The organism is Sphingobacterium sp. KH_072, assembly GCF_057837975.1.
The window spans coordinates 2,761,839-2,783,444 of sequence record NZ_CM174457.1 but is presented as its reverse complement, the minus strand read 5'-3'; the positions used below and the strand labels follow the sequence as shown (position 1 = coordinate 2,783,444).

General features: G+C 44.1%; 21 protein-coding genes. 8 read left to right on the top strand and 13 right to left on the bottom strand.

Features of this window, described 5'->3' with window-relative positions:
- Positions 1-22: 22 nt before the first annotated feature.
- The 4 genes from AC3IRT_RS12555 (at position 23) to AC3IRT_RS12540 (ending at position 5,510) form a co-directional block, all read left to right on the top strand.
- Positions 23-1,435 (top strand): 3-keto-disaccharide hydrolase, encoded by a 1,413-nt coding sequence (locus AC3IRT_RS12555; protein WP_489393560.1) that lies wholly within the window; start codon positions 23-25, stop codon positions 1,433-1,435.
- A 25-nt stretch (positions 1,436-1,460) separates the two neighbouring features.
- Positions 1,461-2,876 carry a Gfo/Idh/MocA family oxidoreductase gene (locus AC3IRT_RS12550; protein WP_489393559.1) on the top strand — a complete coding sequence of 472 codons (1,416 nt, stop codon included), beginning with the start codon at positions 1,461-1,463 and terminating at the stop codon, positions 2,874-2,876.
- A gap of 69 nt (positions 2,877-2,945) precedes the next feature.
- Positions 2,946-4,781 carry a glycoside hydrolase family 2 protein gene (locus tag AC3IRT_RS12545; RefSeq protein ID WP_489393558.1) on the top strand — a complete coding sequence of 612 codons (1,836 nt, stop codon included), beginning with the start codon at positions 2,946-2,948 and terminating at the stop codon, positions 4,779-4,781.
- 171 nt (positions 4,782-4,952) lie between these two features.
- Positions 4,953-5,510, top strand: coding sequence for a TetR/AcrR family transcriptional regulator (locus AC3IRT_RS12540; protein ID WP_489393557.1), 558 nt, complete (start codon positions 4,953-4,955; stop codon positions 5,508-5,510).
- A 17-nt stretch (positions 5,511-5,527) separates the two neighbouring features.
- Here AC3IRT_RS12540 and AC3IRT_RS12535 read toward each other — a convergent pair whose 3' ends face one another.
- The 6 genes from AC3IRT_RS12535 to panB are packed head-to-tail and all read right to left on the bottom strand — an operon-like array spanning position 5,528 to position 10,625.
- A complete protein-coding gene (locus AC3IRT_RS12535; RefSeq protein ID WP_489393556.1) occupies positions 5,528-6,703 on the bottom strand; it encodes an NRAMP family divalent metal transporter in 1,176 nt (391 codons plus the stop codon).
- On the bottom strand, positions 6,700-7,461 hold the full coding sequence (locus AC3IRT_RS12530) for a 5-oxoprolinase subunit PxpA (RefSeq protein ID WP_489393555.1): 762 nt from the start codon (positions 7,459-7,461) through the stop codon (positions 6,700-6,702). The genes AC3IRT_RS12535 and AC3IRT_RS12530 overlap by 4 nt, the downstream gene beginning before the upstream one ends.
- A complete protein-coding gene (locus AC3IRT_RS12525) occupies positions 7,449-8,456 on the bottom strand; it encodes a 5-oxoprolinase subunit C family protein (protein ID WP_489393554.1) in 1,008 nt (335 codons plus the stop codon). Before AC3IRT_RS12525 ends, AC3IRT_RS12530 begins: the two co-directional genes overlap by 13 nt.
- Positions 8,437-9,195, bottom strand: a complete 759-nt coding sequence (pxpB, locus tag AC3IRT_RS12520) for a 5-oxoprolinase subunit PxpB (protein WP_489393553.1) — start codon at positions 9,193-9,195, stop codon at positions 8,437-8,439. The genes AC3IRT_RS12525 and pxpB overlap by 20 nt, the downstream gene beginning before the upstream one ends.
- A gap of 8 nt (positions 9,196-9,203) precedes the next feature.
- A complete protein-coding gene (locus AC3IRT_RS12515) occupies positions 9,204-9,803 on the bottom strand; it encodes a hypothetical protein (protein WP_489393552.1) in 600 nt (199 codons plus the stop codon).
- A gap of 6 nt (positions 9,804-9,809) precedes the next feature.
- Complete coding sequence (gene panB, locus AC3IRT_RS12510) at positions 9,810-10,625, bottom strand: 3-methyl-2-oxobutanoate hydroxymethyltransferase (protein ID WP_489393551.1); 816 nt, start codon at positions 10,623-10,625, stop codon at positions 9,810-9,812.
- A 114-nt stretch (positions 10,626-10,739) separates the two neighbouring features.
- Here panB and AC3IRT_RS12505 point away from each other — a divergent pair, with 114 nt between their 5' ends.
- From AC3IRT_RS12505 to AC3IRT_RS12490, 4 genes are all read left to right on the top strand, one after another.
- Positions 10,740-11,483: an RluA family pseudouridine synthase gene (locus AC3IRT_RS12505; RefSeq protein WP_489393550.1), complete on the top strand. Its 744-nt coding sequence runs from the start codon at positions 10,740-10,742 to the stop codon at positions 11,481-11,483.
- A gap of 8 nt (positions 11,484-11,491) precedes the next feature.
- On the top strand, positions 11,492-12,103 hold the full coding sequence (locus tag AC3IRT_RS12500) for a TlpA family protein disulfide reductase (protein ID WP_489393549.1): 612 nt from the start codon (positions 11,492-11,494) through the stop codon (positions 12,101-12,103).
- Between the two features lie 5 nt (positions 12,104-12,108).
- Positions 12,109-12,942: an orotidine-5'-phosphate decarboxylase gene (gene pyrF, locus AC3IRT_RS12495; RefSeq protein WP_489393548.1), complete on the top strand. Its 834-nt coding sequence runs from the start codon at positions 12,109-12,111 to the stop codon at positions 12,940-12,942.
- Between the two features lie 69 nt (positions 12,943-13,011).
- A complete protein-coding gene (locus AC3IRT_RS12490) occupies positions 13,012-13,740 on the top strand; it encodes a hypothetical protein (RefSeq protein ID WP_489393547.1) in 729 nt (242 codons plus the stop codon).
- Between the two features lie 4 nt (positions 13,741-13,744).
- On the opposite strand, the gene AC3IRT_RS12485 is transcribed toward AC3IRT_RS12490, so the two are convergent.
- The 7 genes from AC3IRT_RS12485 to AC3IRT_RS12455 all read right to left on the bottom strand — a co-directional run bounded on the left by AC3IRT_RS12485 (position 13,745) and on the right by AC3IRT_RS12455 (position 21,561).
- Complete coding sequence (locus tag AC3IRT_RS12485; RefSeq protein ID WP_489393546.1) at positions 13,745-14,776, bottom strand: cytochrome-c peroxidase; 1,032 nt, start codon at positions 14,774-14,776, stop codon at positions 13,745-13,747.
- Between the two features lie 56 nt (positions 14,777-14,832).
- Positions 14,833-15,699, bottom strand: coding sequence for an MbnP family protein (locus AC3IRT_RS12480; RefSeq protein WP_489393545.1), 867 nt, complete (start codon positions 15,697-15,699; stop codon positions 14,833-14,835).
- A gap of 29 nt (positions 15,700-15,728) precedes the next feature.
- Positions 15,729-17,717, bottom strand: a complete 1,989-nt coding sequence (locus AC3IRT_RS12475) for a porin family protein (RefSeq protein ID WP_489393544.1) — start codon at positions 17,715-17,717, stop codon at positions 15,729-15,731.
- A gap of 5 nt (positions 17,718-17,722) precedes the next feature.
- On the bottom strand, positions 17,723-18,655 hold the full coding sequence (locus AC3IRT_RS12470) for a hypothetical protein (RefSeq protein ID WP_489393543.1): 933 nt from the start codon (positions 18,653-18,655) through the stop codon (positions 17,723-17,725).
- 184 nt (positions 18,656-18,839) lie between these two features.
- Positions 18,840-19,208 (bottom strand): hypothetical protein, encoded by a 369-nt coding sequence (locus AC3IRT_RS12465; RefSeq protein ID WP_489393542.1) that lies wholly within the window; start codon positions 19,206-19,208, stop codon positions 18,840-18,842.
- 275 nt (positions 19,209-19,483) lie between these two features.
- Positions 19,484-20,221 carry a 3-keto-disaccharide hydrolase gene (locus AC3IRT_RS12460; RefSeq protein WP_489393541.1) on the bottom strand — a complete coding sequence of 246 codons (738 nt, stop codon included), beginning with the start codon at positions 20,219-20,221 and terminating at the stop codon, positions 19,484-19,486.
- 53 nt (positions 20,222-20,274) lie between these two features.
- Positions 20,275-21,561, bottom strand: coding sequence for a Gfo/Idh/MocA family protein (locus tag AC3IRT_RS12455; protein WP_489393540.1), 1,287 nt, complete (start codon positions 21,559-21,561; stop codon positions 20,275-20,277).
- Between the last annotated feature and the right edge of the window lie 45 nt (positions 21,562-21,606).

Genomic DNA, 21,606 nt, shown 5'->3' with positions numbered 1-21,606 from the left:
AAGAATAACCAAATAAACGCTAATGATGAGTACAAAAACGATGATAGGAAGAAGAATGCAATCCTGGTGTAAGGCAATGGCAGTAGCTGGCGCCGCTTTGATGATTGGTATTCCTGCCGATGGCTTCGCACAGAAGCGCGGCTGGACAGATTTATTCGACGGGCAGACTTTGCAGGGATGGAAATCAGTAGGTGGTAAAGCGCCTTACGATGTAGTGAATGGGGAGATTGTAGGCACGATGACCAAAGGCACGCCCAATTCTTTTTTGATCACAGAGCAGGAGTATGGTGACTTCATATTGGAAGTGGATATCAAGTTGGAAGGCGATCAAACAAACTCTGGTATACAAACGCGCAGTCATATCGATATGCAGGCAGATGGCGGCAGAGGTCGCGTGTATGGTAGACAGGTGGAAGTAGATCCTAGTGATCGGGCGTGGACAGGCGGTATCTACGATGAAGCGCGACGCGGTTGGTTGTATCCATTAGATCTCAACGAAAAAGCCAAATCGGCCTATAAAAGAAATGAATACAATCGCTTACGCGTTGAAGCGATTGGCGATGAGTTGCGCACTTGGGTAAATGGTGTGCCTGTAGCTTACGTGGTAGATACGTTGGATCAAAAAGGATTTATCGGGTTGCAGGTACATAGCATTACAGACGATCAGGATGGTAAGAAAGTATATTTCAAGAATATTCGCATTCAGACGGAAAACTTGAAAGCTTCTTCGTTTGCGAAAGACCAGCACATCGTCAACCTGAAGCCAAACAACCTGAGCGCTGCCGAGCAGAAAGCGGGCTGGAGTCTATTGTTTGACGGGAATTCTGCTGATCAATGGCGCAGTGTGCGCGATCAAAACTTCCCAGCCAGTGGTTGGAAAGTGGGCGATGGTGTGATCAAAGTGCAGAAATCGGATGGCGGTGAATCTACCAATGGCGGCGACATCATTTCCCGTGATAAATATGCGGTGTTTGACCTTTCTTTCGAATTCAAATTGACGCCAGGTGCCAATAGCGGGGTGAAATATTTCGTTACCCTGAAAGAACAAACGGTAGGTTCGGCCATCGGTCTGGAATTTCAAGTATTGGATGATAAGCTTCATCCAGACGCAAAGATGGGCCGCGACGGCAATCGTACATTGGCCTCATTATACGATCTAATCACGTCAAAACGCGATGATCGCGCACGCCGACCAATCGGAGAGTGGAACCGCGGACGAGTGGTAGTCGATGCAAACAATAACGTAACGCACTATTTGAATGGTGTTAAAATGGTGAGTTATAAACGCGGATCAGCAGAATTTAAAGATCTAGTAGCAAAAAGTAAATACAAGGATTGGGAAAACTTTGGCGAAGCAAAGGAAGGATACATCCTACTCCAAGACCATGGCGATGAAGTATCCTTCCGCAACATTAAGATTAATAAACGCAAATAATCCTGCACCTTAAAATAAACGAACTATGAATCATTATTTATCGCGCAGGAGCTTTATTTCGCGCACTGCGATGGCGGGTGGCGCTATGCTGCTTTCCAATAGCGTTTTGGGTAACGTGAAATTGGCCTCGGCCAACGAACGGGTGAATCTAGCCTGTGTAGGCATTGGTAATCGTGCCGCCGAGATCATCAAAGAACTCTATAAAACTGGATTATGCAACGTAGTAGCAGTATGCGATGTAGACATGGGTGCCAAGCAAACGCAGGAAATCCTGAAAATGTTTCCCAATGCGCGCAAGTTTCAAGATTTCAGACGCCTGTTTGACGAAGCTGGAAAAGATTTCGATGCCGTGTCGATTGGTACGCCCGATTTTGCCCATTTTGCCGTGACGATGCTGGCCATCGATCAAGGAAAGCACGTATATGTCGAAAAGCCGATGGCGCAGACATTCAACGAAGTGGAGCTTATGATGCAAAAGGCCAAGAAGCACGGCAATGTAGTAACCCAAATGGGTAATCAAGGGCATTCAGATGCCAATTATTTCCAGTTCAAAGCGTGGAAGGAAGCTGGGATTATCAAAGATGTGACGCGGATCGATGCACACATGAATATGCCACGGCGCTGGCATGGATGGGATCCAAATATGAAACGATTCCCGATGCCGGAAACAATTCCAAGTACCTTGGATTGGGAGATCTGGCAAATGCAAACTTGGGGTCACGATTACAACAAAGACTTTGTGAATGGGCAATGGCGCTGTTGGTTTGATTTTGGGATGGGCGCATTAGGCGATTGGGGTGCGCATATTTTAGATACCGCGCATGAGTTCCTTGCATTGGGCTTGCCAAATCGTGTAGAAGCTGTGTCTTTGGATGGACACAATTCCTTCTTTTTCCCGATGTCTTCGACGTTGAAATTTAGCTTTCCAAAGAGAAAAAATATGCCAAAGTTAGATATCAATTGGTACGATGGTATCGATAATTTACCGCCAATACCGGAAGGGTATGGCATATCTGGTTTAGATCCGAATATACCGCCGCCAAGTACCGGTGCGATCGAACCAGCCAAACTCAATCCCGGTAAAATTATCTACGGTAAGGATCTCACCTTCAAAGGAGGATCACACGGCAGCACCTTGTCGATCATTCCGGAAGGAAAAGCACAGGAAATGGAGCGCCGATTGCCGGAAGTACCGGCATCTCCATCCAACCACTTTGCCAACTTCTTGAAAGCCTGCAAAGGCGAAGAAAAAACCCGATCTCCGTTTGAGATTGCGGGTCCTCTGAGTCAGGTGTTTTGTCTGGGTGTAATCGCACAGCGGCTCAATACCAAAATGGACTTCGATCCAGTCCGTAAAGAAGTCACGAACGACAAATTTGCTAATGCCTTACTGATTGGCCCACCACCTGCTAAAGGATGGGAGCAATTCTACAAGGTATAGTTCACCCCTAAAAACAGATTGAAAATTCGGATTACAACATCTAGGATATACATCAGAAAAACATCAATAATGAACAAACTACGCATTTTCGCTTGTGTGGTAGCGGTCGGCTTTGCTTCGGCCAATGCGCAAGAATGGAAGCCGGCAGGGGACAAGATCATGACCACCTGGGGCGAAAATCTAAATCATCAGCAACCGCACCCCGAATATCCGAGGCCACAGTTGGAAAGAAAAGACAATTGGAAAAACCTCAATGGTCTATGGAAATATGCCATTGTGGAGCAAAACGTATCGGCTGCGCCGACCCAATGGGACGGCAATATCTTGGTGCCCTTTGCGGTAGAATCGGCGCTCTCGGGTGTAGGTCGCTCGCTCAACAAAGATCAGGCGCTTTGGTACAAAAATGAGATCAGCGTACCGACACGTTGGCAAAAAGGAAAAACACTACTTCATTTTGGCGCGGTAGACTGGCGTTGTGATGTCTATGTCAATGGCCAATATGTCGGCCAGCACGAAGGTGGATTTGATCCATTCTCTATGGATATCAGCAAAGCTTTGAAAAAAGGCGAAAAGCAGGAAGTGGTCATCCGTGTGTGGGATCCGACAAGTGATGGCCCGCAACCGCGCGGTAAGCAAATCAATAATCCGCATGGCATCTGGTACACCCCTGTATCTGGTATCTGGCAAACGGTATGGATCGAGTCGGTTCCTACAACCTATATCGTATCAACCAAGCAAACGCCAAACGTCGATAAATCGATCCTATCTGTTTCCGCAAATATTGAAGCGGTACAATCGGGCGATCAATTGCTCGTAGAAGCATTTGATAGTGGCAAAAAAATAGCTGAAGCAACAGCTGCTGTTAGCGGTACAATCGATCTACCATTGAGCAACGTAGAGTTGTGGAGTCCGGACAAGCCAAAGTTGTACGATCTACAGGTTAAAGTGATTCGTGGCGGGAAAGTAGTGGATCAGGCCAAAAGTTATTTTGCTATGCGCAAAATCAGTATGAAAGCCGATGATGAAGGTATCCAGCGCATGTACTTGAATGATAAATTCGTATTTCATTACGGCCCACTCGATCAAGGCTGGTGGCCAGATGGCTTGCACACCGCTCCGTCTGATGAGGCGTTGAAGTTTGATATCATCAAAACAAAAGAGATGGGCTTCAACATGATACGTAAGCACATCAAAGTCGAACCAGCACGCTGGTACAGACACTGTGATAGTTTGGGAATCTTGGTATGGCAAGATATGCCAAGTGGAGATTTGGGAGGAAATAATTGGGATATGCAACCTGGAAAAGTATCCAACGGACAACATGATAAAGATCGTACTCCTGAGTCAGAAGCGATCCACCGTAAAGAGTGGAAATCCATTATGGATCAATTACACAACTTCCCAAGTATTGTGATCTGGGTACCTTTTAATGAGGCTTGGGGGCAGTTCAAAACCAAGGAAATCACCAACTGGACGATGGAACACGACCCTTCGCGCTTAGTTAACAGCGCCAGCGGTGGTAACTTTGCTTACGTGGGTCATATCTTAGATATACACAATTATCCAGATGCGGCTATGCCCGACCCACGATTGTTTGGAGACAAATTTATCCTGGCCTTAGGTGAATTTGGAGGTTTCGGTTTGCCAGTAGATGGACATACTTGGCAAGATAAAGATAACTGGGGTTATGTTTCATTCAAAAATAAAGAAGAATTGGCAGAGCGTTACCAAAAAGCGGTAACCGATCTTTCGAAATTGATTCCGAGAGGACTATCGGCAGCCGTCTACACACAGACTACCGATGTAGAGGTGGAAACCAATGGTTTAATGACTTATGATCGGAAAGTGATCAAAATTCCAGAAGCTACGCTTCAAAAAATGCACAGTATTTTATATAAACAGTAATTCTCTGCATAGTAGCTTTTTTTAAGTCCCTTGAATGACCATCCAAGGGACTTTTTTCGTTTTTATCAGGCAAAAAGTTAAGCGTCCGCAGATTTAAAATTTATTTAAATAGAGGGCTAATTTCTCTTAAATATGATGAAACGGAAAAGATCAACTATTACAAAGGCAAAAATGCTAAAAGGAATCCACGACATCCTGATCGAGGAAGGGTGGGGTAAAGTTAATGTTGCATACGTTAGTAGTTGCAGTGGTATAGACCGTAAACTGCTGTATTACCATTTTGAAAGTTTTTCTAATATGGTAGCTCAATTTCTACGACTGGAAAGTGTGCAGTTTAAAGAAGAATCGGTAGAACCAGAAGATGAACAAGCAATGGCTACTTACCTAAAGGATCGAATGGATACGCTTTTTAAGAATCCATTACTAAATCAACTACTCGTGTGGGAACTCTCTGCGAAAATTCCTGCATTAAAGGAGTATGCGGCAACGCGCGAAGAAAAAGATACGCAGTTTATTCAGAAACTAAATAGCTTTGGGCACGACGTAGAAAGCGATACCGATATGGAAGCTGTGTTTGCACTTTTGCTTGGGGGCATACATTACCTGTCGGCTTACTCACATCACAATAATAAACCATTTTTTGGTATGAATTTTAACGACAAACAGCAACGTCAGCACCTTTTTGATGTTTTAGGAAAGCTACTTATAGACGCGAAGCAAATGGCTTAGTTAATGGGATACTATCACTACGCGAGCAATTCGATTAGGGTCTGGATTCCCATGTAGGTCATGATGATAGCAATGATAGTTCCAGAAGTCGTCAACCAAAACGGTTGGCGATACGAGCCAACGATGGTTGTTTGGTGTGCTGCGATAAGCATTACGGCAAGTGCTAATGGGAGAATAAATCCATTTAAAGCACCTACGACGACCAAAGTTTGCACTGGATTGCCAATGAATCCGTAGAGTAGACAGGAGATCACGATGAAGGTCACCGTGACCAACCGAAGGTTGGCTTGGATACGTATGTGAAAACTTTTAATAAAGGTAATCGAAGTATAGGCCGAGCCGATGACAGAGGTAATGGCTGCTGCCCACATCACGAGTCCAAAGATCTTGTATCCCACTTCGCCACCAGCCCATCGAAACACGGAAGCGGGTGGGTTGCTGGGATCGATCAAATGACCGGCAGAAACAACGCCCAGCGCTGCGATAAACAAGAGAATGCGCATCACAGAAGCAATACCGATGGCGCTGATCGCACCGCGATCTACTGTTGGTAAATTCTCGACACCGCGAATACCTTTATCCAACAGCCGATGTGCGCCTGCAAAGGTAATGTAGCCACCAACTGTTCCGCCAATTATGGTGACTAGTGCGGTGAAACTAAATTGCTGTGGCGATAGCGTGCGTGCTGCTGCTTCGACCAGAGGCGGATTGCTTTTAAAGGCAATATACAGCATCAGAAAAATCATCATCACACCGAGGATTTTGACGAAAAAATCCATCGCACGGCTAGCTTCTTTGTATAGAAATATACCAATCGCGATCACGGCGCTACAGATCGCGCCATGGGTCACATCCATCCCAAATAGTACCTGCAATCCTAAACCCGCACCCGCCAGGTTTCCGATATTAAAGGCCATTCCGCCCAAGGCCACCATCGTCGCCAATCCGTAACCTAAGCCCGGCAATAATTTATTGGCAATATCTTGTGCTGGCGCACCGCTCACGGCGACTATACGCCAAATATTCAACTGTGCGACGATGTCGACAATGATGGAAGCCAGAATAATAAATCCAAAACTAGCGCCGAGTTGCGAGGTAAATAAAGCCGTTTGGGTTAGAAACCCTGGTCCGATCGCGGAGATCGCCATCAGAAAAGCCGCGCTCAGCAGAGCGCCCCAGTTCGATTTTTTCATATGGAGGGTGCGCTAATGTGTATGTTCTCTTGCTGGAGATGATCCCGAAGATCTTGCGCGAAAGAAAGCGCATGCTCTCCATCACCATGTATGCAAATGGTTTCGATTTGTCGAGCTACCAATACTTGGTCTATGCTTAGTACAGCTTGTTGCTTGACCATAAGAATGGATTGCTCCAGCGCCTCTTTTCGATCTGTAATCAACGCCAGAGGATCTTGGCGGGAAACTAATTTGCCATCCGACTGATAGCGTCGGTCGGCAAAACCTTCTTGTACTACGCGAAGGCCACGCGCTTGCGCCACACCTACCGTCACGCTACCTGCCAGAACGTACAATTTCAACGAAGGATCAAAGTCCCAAATAACTTGTGCCACAGCTTCAGAAAGCAGGCGATCCTGTGCCACCATATTGTAGAGCGCGCCATGGAGTTTTACGTGTTGCAGATTGCCGCCGGCAATCTGTACAAAGCCGTCCAAAGCACCGAGTTGATACAACACCAGCTGATAAGCTTCTTTAGGAGAAATAGGCATTGGAATGCGACCAAAATTAACTTTATCGTCCAACCCTGGATGTGCACCAATTGCTACGCCTCTTTGTACTGCTGCCGCAACGGTCGTTTCCATACGCATCGCATCGCCGGCATGGAATCCGCAAGCGATGTTTGCCGAAGAAACCAAATCTAACAAGGCTTCATCGAGCAAGTTTATGTGGTTGCCCGGTGTTTCGCCCAGATCACAATTGATATCTATGGAGTACATGGTGTCATATCGTATTTAAGGTCAATCGATCGTTTGATTTGCCGATAATGGCGTTCCTGTTCAAGGTATAAATTTTCCGCTTCTTTTAGCGAAATTTCCTGAAAGCAAACGAGATCGCCTGGTTTCAGTTGTCCGCAACGAGGTAAATCTGCCCCCGCTACTTGGGCGATGCGCGGATAACCACCCGTTGTTTGGCAATCGGCCATCAAGAGGATGGGTTTTCCGTTTCCCGGTATTTGTATCGTACCGGGCAATACCGCGGTCGACAGCATTTCTTGATCTTTTATTTTTTGGAGTGGATTTCCTTGCAAAACGTATCCCATGCGACTGCTATTGCGATCCACTTCAAAGGTAGAAGCCATTAATTGCAGCAGATTTTCTTGGCTAAACCAGTCAGCTTCTGGTCCACGCAAAACCCGAATCACCTGCGTGCCAGCTATGGCATGCCACATCGGTTTGATCGCCCATTGCGGATGTGTGCGGTTGTTTTCTTGTAAATTTTTAAAAAGACGTTGGTGTTTTTCTTGCCATTTGGTAGCGCGTAGTACGTCGTCAGCTTGCAGCAGGCGGCCATCTACACCACCAATTTTGGCCAGCAAATAGGTGCTTCTGCTTCCCATTACCAGCGGAACATCCCATCCGCCCGGTGCGGCCAAATACGTTCGACAGCCCATTCCGTCAGGAACTAACTTCAATCGTGTGCCTTTTTTTAGTGCCAGTGGTCGGTTTGCGGGCAACGTTTGTTTCCCGGAAACCAGTAAAGCACCTTGTCCGGAATAGGCCAATAGCATATCCGAAAGAATTTCTATCTCCGCTTGTGCGTAGGTCAACTCAATGACGGCGGCTTCGGCTTTATTTGCTAATGCCATATTGGCGAGCCGCAGTGATAAGCTGTCCATCGCGCCTGCTTTTGGTACACCAGACGACAGGAAGTCCAAGCGACCCAAATCTTGAATGGTGCTGAATGGTCCGGGTTTATGAAGTTTTATTTCCATAATGATCGCGTTTGCAAGCTTCGAAAAGGGTGTGATCCAACCGTTCGAAACGAATCTGTTGGCCGCTTTGCAGCAAAATTGGTTTCTCGCTTGTGGGGTCAAAAAGTCTTAACGGCGTGCGTCCAATCAGCTGCCAACCACCGGGACTGTCTAATGGATATACACCGGTTTGTTCGCCAGCAATTCCAACCGATCCGTGTGGCACGAGGTTTCTCGGCGTTGTTTTTCTTGGCGTAGCCAATTGTGGATCGAGACCGCCCAGATACGGAAATCCGGGCATAAAGCCCATCATATATACCAAATACGTGTTGGAAGTATGTCGCGCAATAACATCCGCTACGGTAAGTCCGGTATGTGCTGCTACATGCTCAAGATCTGGGCCGTATTCACCACCGTAACACACTGGAATACGCAAAATATCAGCTGAGGATTGCGCATTTTCGTGTACTCGATCCATTAGAGCAGAAAGATACTCGAATATCCATTCCTGTGTGCTCTTATGATCGCTTTTATAGGCAGATTTTAGAATATATGGATCATAATGTATGCACAGTGTGGTATATGCCGCTACAGTCGTGAGCATGCCCGGAAACGGATCTTTACTTAATAAAATTTCTGCTGAGCGTATTTTGTGGGATATATCGGGATCAATGCGATCGCCGAAAACCACGGTAATAGACTTTTCTCCTAATGCATAGTAACGGAGGGAATGGTTCGCGTTAAGAGATAAATCAGCCATAGGGAATTTTACAGTAAAGGGAAGATTGATCGATGCGGTTTAATTTCGAAACCATCACGCAGCGTATCAAAGAAAAAGTTGTTTTGCCGATTCTCACTTAGTAGTGATGGAAGTCGGATGGATCCTTGTGTGGTAATTAATTCATGATAACCAAAGAATACATCTCGATTTTGTTGAATAGCACCCACTGTTTTTACCGCCGTGATGTCGCGGTAGATATTTACGGCGTAATTGCCTTGTGAAGCGTCCTCAATCCATAAGTCTGAGGTTTGGGGATTGAACCATACCTTGCGATTGCGGATCGCGTTCATTTGGTTGGCCAACAAGAAAATCTGTGCGATCAGATAAATCGCAATGGGTAGCATGATCAGCAAGATCTTAATCTTAAGCCCCAACAATAAGATAATGAGCAATAAGATCCCACCAGTGCCGACCGTCACCGCCGTTGAGCGGATAGCACGTTTTGTATCCGCGGAATCTACTTCTAAAGCAATATATCCCGGCCGGTTTTTTTTTACCGAAGCGGAGCTAAAACTACGCTTTAGTCGACGAAAGCTGAAATACAGCAAGATGCCCAATAGAGCGCCAATGATCAGGATCTTTAGCATGATGCGTTAGTATTGTTCGGATTCGTTCGGGTAGCTGCCCGTTTTCACATCATCCACATACTGCGAAGCAGCTTTGGAGATGTCACTATATAGATCGAGGTATCGGCGAAGAAATTTAGGTTTAAAATCCTTCGTCAAGCCCAACAGGTCATTCACCACCAATACTTGTCCATCGCAGCCATTGCCAGCCCCGATGCCGATGGTCGGAATCGTGAGTGATTGCGAAACTTCTGTCGCCAACTGAGCCGGAATTTTTTCCAATACAATGGCAAAACATCCTGCTTCCTGCAATAGTAGAGCGTCGGATTTCAATTTCTCTGCTTCGGCTTCTTCTTTGGCACGCACACCAAAATCACCAAATTGGTAAATAGATTGTGGCGTCAATCCCAAATGCCCACAGACGGGAATACCCGATTGAACAATTTTACGAATATTGTCGATCACTTCCGCACCGCCTTCTAGTTTCAAAGCGTGTGCTCCAGACTCTTTCATCATGCGAACAGCCGCGTTGTATGCATCATGAACTGAACCTTGGTACGTGCCAAAAGGAAGATCGGCTAGCACCATCGCACGCTTTGCGGCACGCGCCACCGAAGCAGCATGATAAATCATCTGATCTAGCGTGATGGGTAACGTCGTTTCGTGACCTGCAAATACATTAGCAGCAGAATCACCGATCAGCAAAACATCCAATCCTGCCTCATCCAGCACGCGCGCCATCGAATAATCATATGCGGTGAGCATACTGATTTTCTCTTGGCGTTGCTTCATGGTTTGTAAACTTGATGTAGTAACTCTCTTTATAACGTTATGGACTGACATGTCATGTTGTGTTAAATGAATTGAGCAGGTAGTTGACCGGCTTTGTGCTATAAGCAAAAGTAGGTATTTTGGGAAGATAATCTAAAAGTCTCTGCTTATTTGTATTTTTGCCGCATGATACAAGCCGACGCACGTCTTTTTAAATTTCCAAAATTTGAGGATCTGATTATCCATGAAGATGAAAATCTCATTGTCATCAATAAGCCGCCCTTTGTGTCTTCATTGGATCAGCGGGAGGGCGACGAAATCAATATTTTACGATTAGCAAAACGCTATCACGAGGATGCGCAAGTTTGTCACCGCTTGGATAAGGACACCTCGGGAGTATTATTAATTGCCAAAAACCCAGAAACCTACCGCGCGGTATCCATCGAATTTGAAAGACGACGGGTACGCAAGGTATATCATGCCATTATCGAAGGTACGCATACGTTTGATGATTTGCTGGTAGATCTTCCGATCTTGAACCAAGGAAATAAAAACGTATCCATCGATCGTACGAACGGAAAGCGGGCGGAAACATTTTTCAAAAGCATTCAATACTTCAACCATTATACCTTGGTAGAATGTCGCCCAGTAACGGGTCGTATGCACCAGATTCGGATTCACCTAGCTACACAGCGTGCATCAATCGTGGGCGATGCTATGTATAAAGGCAAGCCAGTGTATCTTTCACAAATCAAAAAACGAGGTTTCACCCTGTCAAAAAGCCAAGAGGAGCAACCTATTATGAAGCGCTTCGCGCTGCACTCGAAATCGGTCGCATTTTCTGTCGAGGGTAAAGATTATGTGTTCGAAGCAGATTATCCGAAAGATTTCGCTACTTTGTTGAAGCAGTTGGAGAAATTTGACCTCTAAATACGAATATGATGACGGATAATAAGCCACGATTTTCAGTAGGAAGTAAAATAATATACGGTGTACTTGTTGTGCTCATTTTGCTGATGTTTTGGCCAGCTAGTCGTGCTGTTCTACAGCAAGGGCTCATGAAAATTGGTTTGTTCAAGCCAAAGGTGGAACAAACCAACAAACCGGCTGGTGAAGATACTTTAGAAGTAATTGCCGCTAATGAAGGTGTTACCTTGGTGGATGTAGATGGCAAATCCATTCACACGGCTGACCTTAAAGGCAAAGTGGTATTTATCAATTTCTGGGCAACTTGGTGTGGTCCGTGTGTGGCCGAGATGCCATCCATCCAAACCCTAATTCAAAAGATCGGCGTGCAGGACGATATCGTATTTATGTTGGTAGAGGTAGAAGGTGATATGGATGTAGCACAGGAATTTTTGAAAAAGCAAAAGCTGGATTTACCCGTTTTTGTACCAGAGAGCGATATTCCTTCCACGTGGATGAGCGGTGCTATTCCTGCTACCGTTGTCTTGGATAAACATGGTCAGCGTGTATTCACCCACAAAGGTATGGCCGACTATAGTGATCCCGAATTTGTTAATTATTTAAAGAAATTAGCTGCTGAATAAGTTGTATGACTAGAGAATCCTTATTTCAAGAAATTGTAGCCAAGAAAAGCTTTTTATGTGTCGGATTGGATACCGATCTCACTAAGATTCCAGAACACCTCTTGGATGAGGAAGATCCTATCTTCGCATTCAATAAAGAGATCGTAGCGGCCACGGAAGATCTTTGTGTGGCGTATAAACCCAATATCGCTTTTTACGAGTGCTACGGTGCCAAAGGATGGGAATCGCTACGTAAAACGTGCGAAATACTTCCTAAAAACACCTTGCGCATTGCTGATGCGAAGCGCGGTGATATTGGCAACACTTCCAAAATGTATGCCCAAGCATTTTTCGATCCGGCAGTTTCGGGTTTAGATTTCGATGCGATCACTATTGCGCCGTATATGGGAGAAGATTCTGTCACCCCATTTTTAGAATTTGAGAACAAATGGGCCATCATATTGGCGCTAACCTCGAATGCAGGTAGTAAGAACTTTCAAAATTTCACGAATAAAGCCGATAAACAGCTTTTTGAAGAAGTAATTGACCAAGTCAATACGTGGGGCAGCACCGACAACTTGATGTATGTGGTAGGCGCAACACGCGGAGAAGCTTTTTTAAACATCCGCGCGCACGCGCCAGATCATTTCCTGTTGGTTCCTGGCGTAGGAGCACAAGGCGGATCTTTGGAAGAAGTATGCAAATATGGTATGAACGCGCAATGCGGATTGCTGGTCAATAGCACACGTGCCATTATTTATGCTTCGTCTGGTCGTGATTTTGCCGAGAAAGCTCGAGAAGAGGCTGTTAATGTGCAAAAACAGATGGAATCCGAGTTGATTCGCAAAGGGATTCTATAGCATTACCATCCCTTTGCAGTGATTTGGCACAGTATTTCGGTAAGGTAGCGCATTACCTCAATCGATTCTATGTTTAAGAATTTTCATTTCTTGTATCTGGCTGCGGCGCTCATCTTATCAGGATGTAGCTCTATTTACCAGCCCAATGTACCTGCTACGCCAATGTTTGCCAATCAAGGTGAAGTGTATGCGGCGGCTCATGCCAACATTAAAGGAAATGCCAGTGGCAATCTCGCTGTTGCTGTCGGCAAGCATGTCGCCGTAATGGCCAACGGATCTTACGTAGATAACAAATCAGGCAATCAAGAATACAAGCAGTATATGTACGAGGGCGGATTGGGCTACTTTACCGCCTTTGGCAAAAATAAAGATCGCATCTTCGAATTGTATGGGGGCTATGGATTAGGTAATTCGCGCGATGCAGATACCCGCGCCACCACGACAGGCATGGCTCCGACGGAGATTCGGGAGATGGATTTCGAAAAGATCTTTGTGCAAGCCAATATCTCTCGCAAGCGCGAAGATGTGCGGCTGTTCGGTCGGTCCAGAGAATTTAGTTATGGAACGGCAATACGTGGTAGCTTTATCCGTATGAAGGAATTTTGGATCGATGGCGTATCGTCTCCTGTGGAAGAGAATCTTTTTATAGAACCGATTTTTTACACTCGGATGCAGCTCAACAAATCTATTCAACTCCAGTACACCAACGGATTTAATATTGGTGTGGTAGACAATAACTATTTAAAAGCCGGTAATGCAGTCTTTACGCTAGGGTTGATCTATAAGTTTTCGAAATAGTTGTTTACAAGTTGGTTGTACCCACAAAAGTACTGTCACTGAGGGTCTTCATAAATGCTATAATATCCAATTTCTCATTTTGACTGAGTGGGATACGATTGTTATTCGCTTTTAAAATGGGATCCAAGTTTTCGGCATTCAGTACACCGTTGTCGAAATAATCTAATACATCCATCAAGGTAGCAAATTGACCGAAACTCCCATACGGAGCGGTATACGCTACATTTCTTAATGAAGGTACTCTAAAACTCATATAATCTGCGGGAATACCAGTCACTCGGGCACGGCCAGCTTCCTGTGTACTAGTGCTTAGTGGGAATCCTACATTGCGAAAACTTTGGTCTGTAAATAACTCGGTATCATGGCAGCTCTTACACTTCATTTGAAAAATAGTATAGCCGCGCGATTCACTTTCCGTAAACACTTCATCTTCATGCAAGCGAACACGATCATATTTACTATCGGCAGAGATTAAAGTATATTGATACTGTGCCAAACTCCGATATATTCTGTCGGCGGTGATAGACGGATCTCCAAATGCATTAGCAAATAGGAGCGGATATGATGGGTCGTTTTGTAGCTTACCAATGACCTCCAAAATACTAGAATTTAGCTCTTCGTGCGTAATTATGGGCACAATTGCTTGGCTTTCTAAGTTGAGCTTGCTACCATCCCAATTGTAAAATTTCATGAAAGCCATATTTTGAATAGGTGGCGTATTACGAATTCCGACCCGGCCATTAATGCCAATTGCTTTTGCTTCCTTATCTGCAAAGGCATTGGATTGAATATGACAACTTGAGCAAGAAACCGTATTGTTGCCGCTAAATTTTTTATCCTGAAACAATCTCTCTCCAAGCGCTACGCCATATTTGGTAGGCAGATTGGATTGTACGGCAGGATTTAAAGCTGGAAAACCAGATGGAATAGACAGCAATAGTATTGGGTTATCAACAACAGGTGCTTCGATCTCGGCTTTTTCGCAAGCGCAAAAGAGGAAAAGGACAACTAGTATAAGAGGTATATAAATTCTCATTACTTCATGTAAATTTTTGAAAGAGCCATCTGTTAAGAGATGGCTCTTATTATGCTTTATTCTGCAATAGATTGGATAGAAAACATACCGGAATGATCGGCTTCTCCATTACCACCCAGATTGTCTACAAACCTGACCATCTGTAGCGCAGTATGAATATTCGGTGTCGCATTATCAGTACCGCCTGTTCCCGTAGAGAGCGTAATTTTGTTTAGGTTGCCACTCAATAGCTTATCGAAGTCGGCACGAATGAATATGGTTGCACTAGTAGATCCTACGTTCAACGTAGTTGGGAAGGTTAACGTAATATCCCTGTAAGCATCTACGCCTTGGGTGCGGTTGCCTTCCGGACCTTCGATCGTACTTCCAGTATGGATAGACATGACCTTATTATCGATTCCGTAGAAACCTTCCAGCTTGGCAAAGCGGTAACCTGCGCCCCATTCCCACATCATTTCTGTATCGTTAGCACCTGCAGAAGCATAAAAACTAGGAAATCTAACCTGATCTATGGTATTCAATTCTGATTTTACGCCTAAACCAAATTTTATTTTTTCGTAACGGTTTGCGGGAATACCTTTCAGTACATATTTTAAGCTTTCAGGTTTCGCGTGGTCAATAACAGTCGCCCCGTTGTCCAAATTATTGATGTTGTATGGCGTTTCAGTACCATCAGCCCGTACAAGTCGAATATTACTCACAACATATTTAATTTCGGTGAAACGATGAGTCTGACCAGCCTGCGAAGTGAGTACGGTAGCGGCAGGAGATTGGGCATCACCAAGAACAATAGTTTGGTCTTTGTAGGTGTTATTAAACTGTAAAGTAACCGTGTTGGATACCCCATTATTTTCGTCTTTTGAACAGGCTGTCAACGCAAGGACAGAAAGAGCTAATACTACAGATTGTTTAAAGTGTTTCATTGTTTTTTAGTTATAAAGTGTATAAATGATTAAAATTGTGTTTTAAGCGTAGTGAAGATGTTGCGCCCCATTCTGGGAATATTGCCCCAATCCGCATAGGTCGTATAAAATGAGTTAAACATGTTTTCGACACCCACTTGCACTACCATACGATGTTTCCCTAATGAAAAAGAGTAGTCGCCAGAGAGATCAAAAACTGCATACGACTGCGTAGGAGTTTCGCCATATTCCGGACTAAAATTATGTTGCGCGAGATCCCCGTTAATGGCTGCCTGTATGCCCATTTTTTTGTGCATGAAGTGCAAAGAGGAGTTATAATTAAGCGGTCTGATGAAAGGTAAATTAACATCGTTGTTATCTGATGCGCGAGCATAGGTCAACGTTCCTTTCCAGTGCAAATGTTCCAAAATATCGTAACGACCACTGACGGCGATATTGAATAGTCTTGCATATTCCAGTGCGCTATACGCTTTCACACCGACAGATTGGTAGTTCATGGGGCTTCCAATGCTCAGTATTTTTCCTACGATATAACTGCGAATATGAAATACATTGATTTGGCTAGAAATACTCCATTTTTCGGCCTCGTAGTTTACTGCCGCATTGACCTCGTAGGATGTCTCGTTAGGAAGGTCAGGATTGCCGATATAATCGTAAAGATCAAAACTATTGTATATGTAATAGCCATAACCTTCTGATACAGATGGCGCGCGTTGTCCAAAACCTGCTCCCAACAATACTCGAATTCTATCCAAAGTAAGTTGATACCGAGCATTTAGGCTGGGAAGAAATCTGGTTTTTGATTCAGAATCTTCTGGATAAAATATTCTGTTGAACTCGGAATATCTTGAATAGTTGTAGTGCATGCCCACAGAACCACCAATATTGACCTCGCTAATAGCAGAAAGATTCCATGTATTGCTGCTAGAAACTCCTGCATACCGCGTAGTAACCCAAGGCCACGTATAAGCAAACATCGTGCGTTGGCTCCGGTCTTGCGGATACATGGTCATTTCAGCAATAGACAGGTTATCATACGCGTTTAACTGTAAATCACCTTGATATGCTCCCTGCTTCAGCTCCGCGCGCGACGTTAAACCATAGGTTGTGCTCCACCCGGGCATATCCATATGCACGAGATTTTCGGGACGATTAGTATCATCCATGTAATGTTCTATGGCATTGAAATACGCTTTCGTATCCCAAAGACGTAAAAGTCCAGTTTCAAATAGCTGCTGGTAGGAAGCAGATGTAATGATAGCCCTAGATAACCAAAGATCCATGGGTAATGCGGGAAAACCAACATTATTGGCTTGATCAAATATAGCATCTACCTTGATCGAGGATAATTCGCTTGTTTTGTAGGCTAATCCTAGTGACGTATTGAATTTACTATACTGCGAGTGATTGATTTCGTTACCATTGCCATCGGTGTAATTTCCTGCCTTTCTGTATCCAATACTTCCATCGGCAACGAACTTTGCGCCAGAATAGGATAAATTACCTAAGTTGAACGTCTGATTATTGTTGAATTCAAAGCCAGTTTGATAACTTCCACTCCATACGTTGTTTTGACCGAACGGTGTACTTATTCGTTGCAGATCGATACTTCCCGCCACAGTTGCCCCCTGCATATTGCCATGTTGTCCAGAGCTTACTTTAATACTTGAAATACTATTGCTCTCCATGTAAGAAGAAATGGGATCCATCTTATCTGTACAAGCACCAAATACATGCATGCCATCCACCGTGATCACGGATCGTTCGGTAGTCATGTTATTCAATAAAGGTTCCCAAGCATAAGCACCTCTTTTTATAAAGCTGATGTTATCCGAAGTAGCTAATAGTTCGTCTACTGATGCGGCTAGCTTCACATCCGTGGCTAACTTCTTTTTCTTCCTTTTAAAAATGGAAACTTTTTCAAGCGTTTTTACCGTGTCTCGATGACTAGTATCTGTTTGTGCAGAGGAAGATGATAGGACGAAGATGACCAACAAAAAGCTGATGAATAATCTCATAACTATTAGAATAGAATATCAAGATGTAATTGCCCTTTCACTCCTTGCACGCCTGGTGTAAATGCAGTAGATACCGCATTGCCCTTCACGATCGTATTGCGTGTATCTTTCATTATGAAGTTTAGTGTCCAGTTTCCCGTCATGGTATAATTGACTGCCCCTTCATAGAACCCATCATCACGTTGCGATAAGTTTACATTGTTGGGCGAAGAATGATTGCCCATAGATGGCTCTGGCATTCGAGGATCTAACTCAAGCGTGTAGTTTTCTACCACAGCGTATTGATAATATTGAGGGGATGGAGGCATGAATTCTGCGAGATGAGTAGTCGTCATCCGCTTGAAAATGCCGGCTACGAGCGGATTTGTACCTACTTGGGGATTGCGTGGGCTCACCAACGCAATCACATAATCAAGGCTGTCATTGCCACGGAAGGTGGTCTTGCTTAAGTTTTTATTCAATTGCTCATGAACTATTATGTCGTTTGTTGAGGTGTAGTTTTGCTGCCCTACAACTAGGTTGATGTAAATCTTCCAAGAAGCGTTAGATATATTTTCATCTATAAATATGCTATAGCCTTCCCAATAGTCATTTTGTGTCGAATTTTGTAGTTGAAAGCGATGTGGACACGTAGTCATCACTCCGTCTACGGTTTCTGAGATAGGCAAGAATTGGACTGAATCGGGATCAATAGTTTTACCTGTTTGAGCTTCCGTAATACGAACCCGAAGTTCATTGTATCCGGTATAAAAAGTTCCGTTTAGCGCTTCAATGCTGATTCGATATTTGTCGACCACCATGGATGATACTTCTTGAAAATCGAATATTTCGGGAATATCTCTACTGGTTTCTTCTAAATAATTTGTTTTTTCTTTTGTACATGACATAGCCAGTACAAGGCATGATAAGCCTATAAATAGGAGGATTGTTCTCGGCATAATACGTGTTGAAATGTGATTAATCTAAACCGGGCTTATTCGCGTAAGCGCAAGGATCAAATGTATTCAGCACAGATGAATAGCTGCCTGCAATCATATTTTATGACTTCAGGCAAATGAAAAAATTAATGTAGGGTAAATCAGAAAAACAGATGAATTTTTGATTTAACTAGCTAAAGAGGGGTTAAACTAAGGAAGGAGGGTGGAATATGGATGAGTGGTATTGAAAGTTGTAACTAATGACCGAAGCTGTAAATGCGTCTGCTTTGCGATAACTGTTGTGCAACAAGAAATTGAAATCAAAAAGTAGATTTACGGTATACAAGGCACTCGATTCATAGACAACTATATTTTTTTTAGCGTCTTTTTTTTCCTGATCTTTTACACGCTTCATGAGTTCACACTGACCATTACAATGCAATTCCGGACGGTCGATATTGATACATTTCGCAAGATAGCTTGGTAAACGCAATTCATAATCTAAAGCCATAATACTGCGATAGAATGATTGCATTGTTAGCGATACCAATAAGATATATGCGAAAAATTTCACGTGTGAATGTGTATAATCTTGCGCAAAGATAAGGATTGGTAACGATCTTCGAAGAAATTATTGTCATTTTGTGAATGCTATTGATCCAAGTGGCGCTTGGAGTTTAAAAACGACTACGACTCTGCTTATCACTTAAATTTACTCGACAATATTGGGTATTAGAGCAAAAACAAGCAAGGGTAGATAACATTATTAAGAGAACGTTCTAAAACAAGCAAAGGTCGTGAATCAGACATTCACGACCTTACTTATTCTTAATGAGTATCCGATCTCAACTACAAAGGACGGATCCAAATATTGCGGAAGCGTACCAAATCTCCGTGATCTTGCAAAATAATCGGACCTGGACCATGCGCTTTCATCACCGGCATGCCGATGTATTCTGTCGTGCCTTCGATCTGGGTATTGTTCTGTACCAATACGCCATTGTGCAATACCGTTACGGTAGCCTTAGCGATCAGCATACCATCTTTATTGAATTGAGGTGCTTTGTAGATGATGTCGTAGTTGTGCCATTTTGATTCCGTGGCACGCACCTCGACCAATGGTGGACGCTGTTTATAAATACTTCCAGCCTGTCCATTCGTATAGGTTGGATTATCATTATTGTCCAAGACTTGTATTTCATACAAGCCTTGTAAGAAAATCCCACTATTGCCGCGGCCTTGGCCATTACCTTTCACTGCGGCCGGACTTTGCCATTCTACATGTAGCTGGAAATTTTCAAATTCCTGTTTGGTTTGGATATCTCCACTACCCGGTTTTACTTCCAATTGTCCGTCAACTACCGTCCAGTCGGCCTTCGCTTGGGTGTTTTTCTGGCTTACCCAATCTTGCAATCCACTACCATTAAATAGGCTAATCGCATCACTGGGTACACCATATGCCGCGAGTGTCACAATCGGAGGTTTGGGTGAGTAAAATTCCGTATCCTCCGGTTTGAATTCTGTTTGCGCCATAAGCGATGATGTAGCTAGTAAAGTGAATAATGTACAGATATAAGGTGTTTTCATTATCAAAATATTTGTTGCTGCTAAATTAGATTTATCATTCGATTTTTTTGGAGTTATACTTTAGGAAGTTTATACCCGTTTTCATAATTAGCCACGAGGTAGTTATTCGCCGATTTGTCGGTAAAACTTCTTTTAGCTTTGTCCCAATACAATTTCGTCCCAGTGCGATATGCGATATTTCCCATCTGCGAAAAGATCGCAATATTAGCACCCGCTTCAATAGGTGCTTTTAGTATGGTACGGTCATTACTCCGGATGGCATCTACGAAATTGACCATGTGTTTTTCTAGTCCATTGTCCTTCGATTTTTGCAATGCAATCGCTTGCATACGATCGCCCTCAGGAATAACTTCCCAGCCCTCGCGGTTCAATACTAAAGTCCCGTTGTTACCAATGAATGATACGCCATGATTTCGGGAATAAGGTCCTAAATCAATTCCGTTGGCGTGTTCCCATTGAATATTAAAATCATCAAACTCAAAAACGGTGGTCAATGTATCTGGTGTTTCGGCAGCATCAGTTGGGTAAGCAAACTTTCCACCAGAAGCCATAATCGATTTTGGATCCGCGGCTTTCATACCAATCAGAGCATAATCTAGCATATGCACGCCCCAGTCGGTCATCAACCCGCCAGCGTAATCCCAGAACCAACGAAATTCGAAATGAAATCGATTTGGGTTGAAAGGGCGACGTTTCGCAGGGCCAAGCCATCGATCGTAATGCACGCCTGCTGGTACCGCTTCATCTGGCTTTACTGGAATACTTTTCATCCAGCCTTGATATGCCCAAGCTTTTACCAAACGGATTTTTCCTAGTTTACCCGAGTGCACATAATCAATCGCATCTGCAAAGTGCTGCTGACTGCGTTGCCACTGACCAACCTGTACAATGCTTTTGTGTTTTTGCGCTGCCGCCACCATAGCTTCACATTCTTTGATGGAGTTGCCGATCGGTTTTTCGACATACACATGTTTACCCGCATTCACAGCATCTACCATCTGCAAGCAGTGCCAATGATCGGGTGTTGCAATGATTACGGCATCGACCAAGTCGCCCTGTAATAATTCTTGATGATCAATGATTCGTTTGACTTTCGCCGTTTGTAATTTCTCTAATTCTGCGATGCGCTTATCTAAAATGCGCTCATCTACATCACACAATGCGGTACATACCACGTTTGGCACTTTCAATAGCGCGGTTAGATTCGCCCAGCCCATACCGTTTACGCCAATCAATCCTACCTTGATGGTTTGTTGGCTGTTGGCAAATAGGCCGGTATTCCATAGCGCCCCTGAGGCTGCCAAAAGGCCAGCATTTCGCAAAAAATCTTTTCTTTTCATAGGTTTATTCTGTCATAGCAGAGCTGTGCGCTCCGGTTTACTACT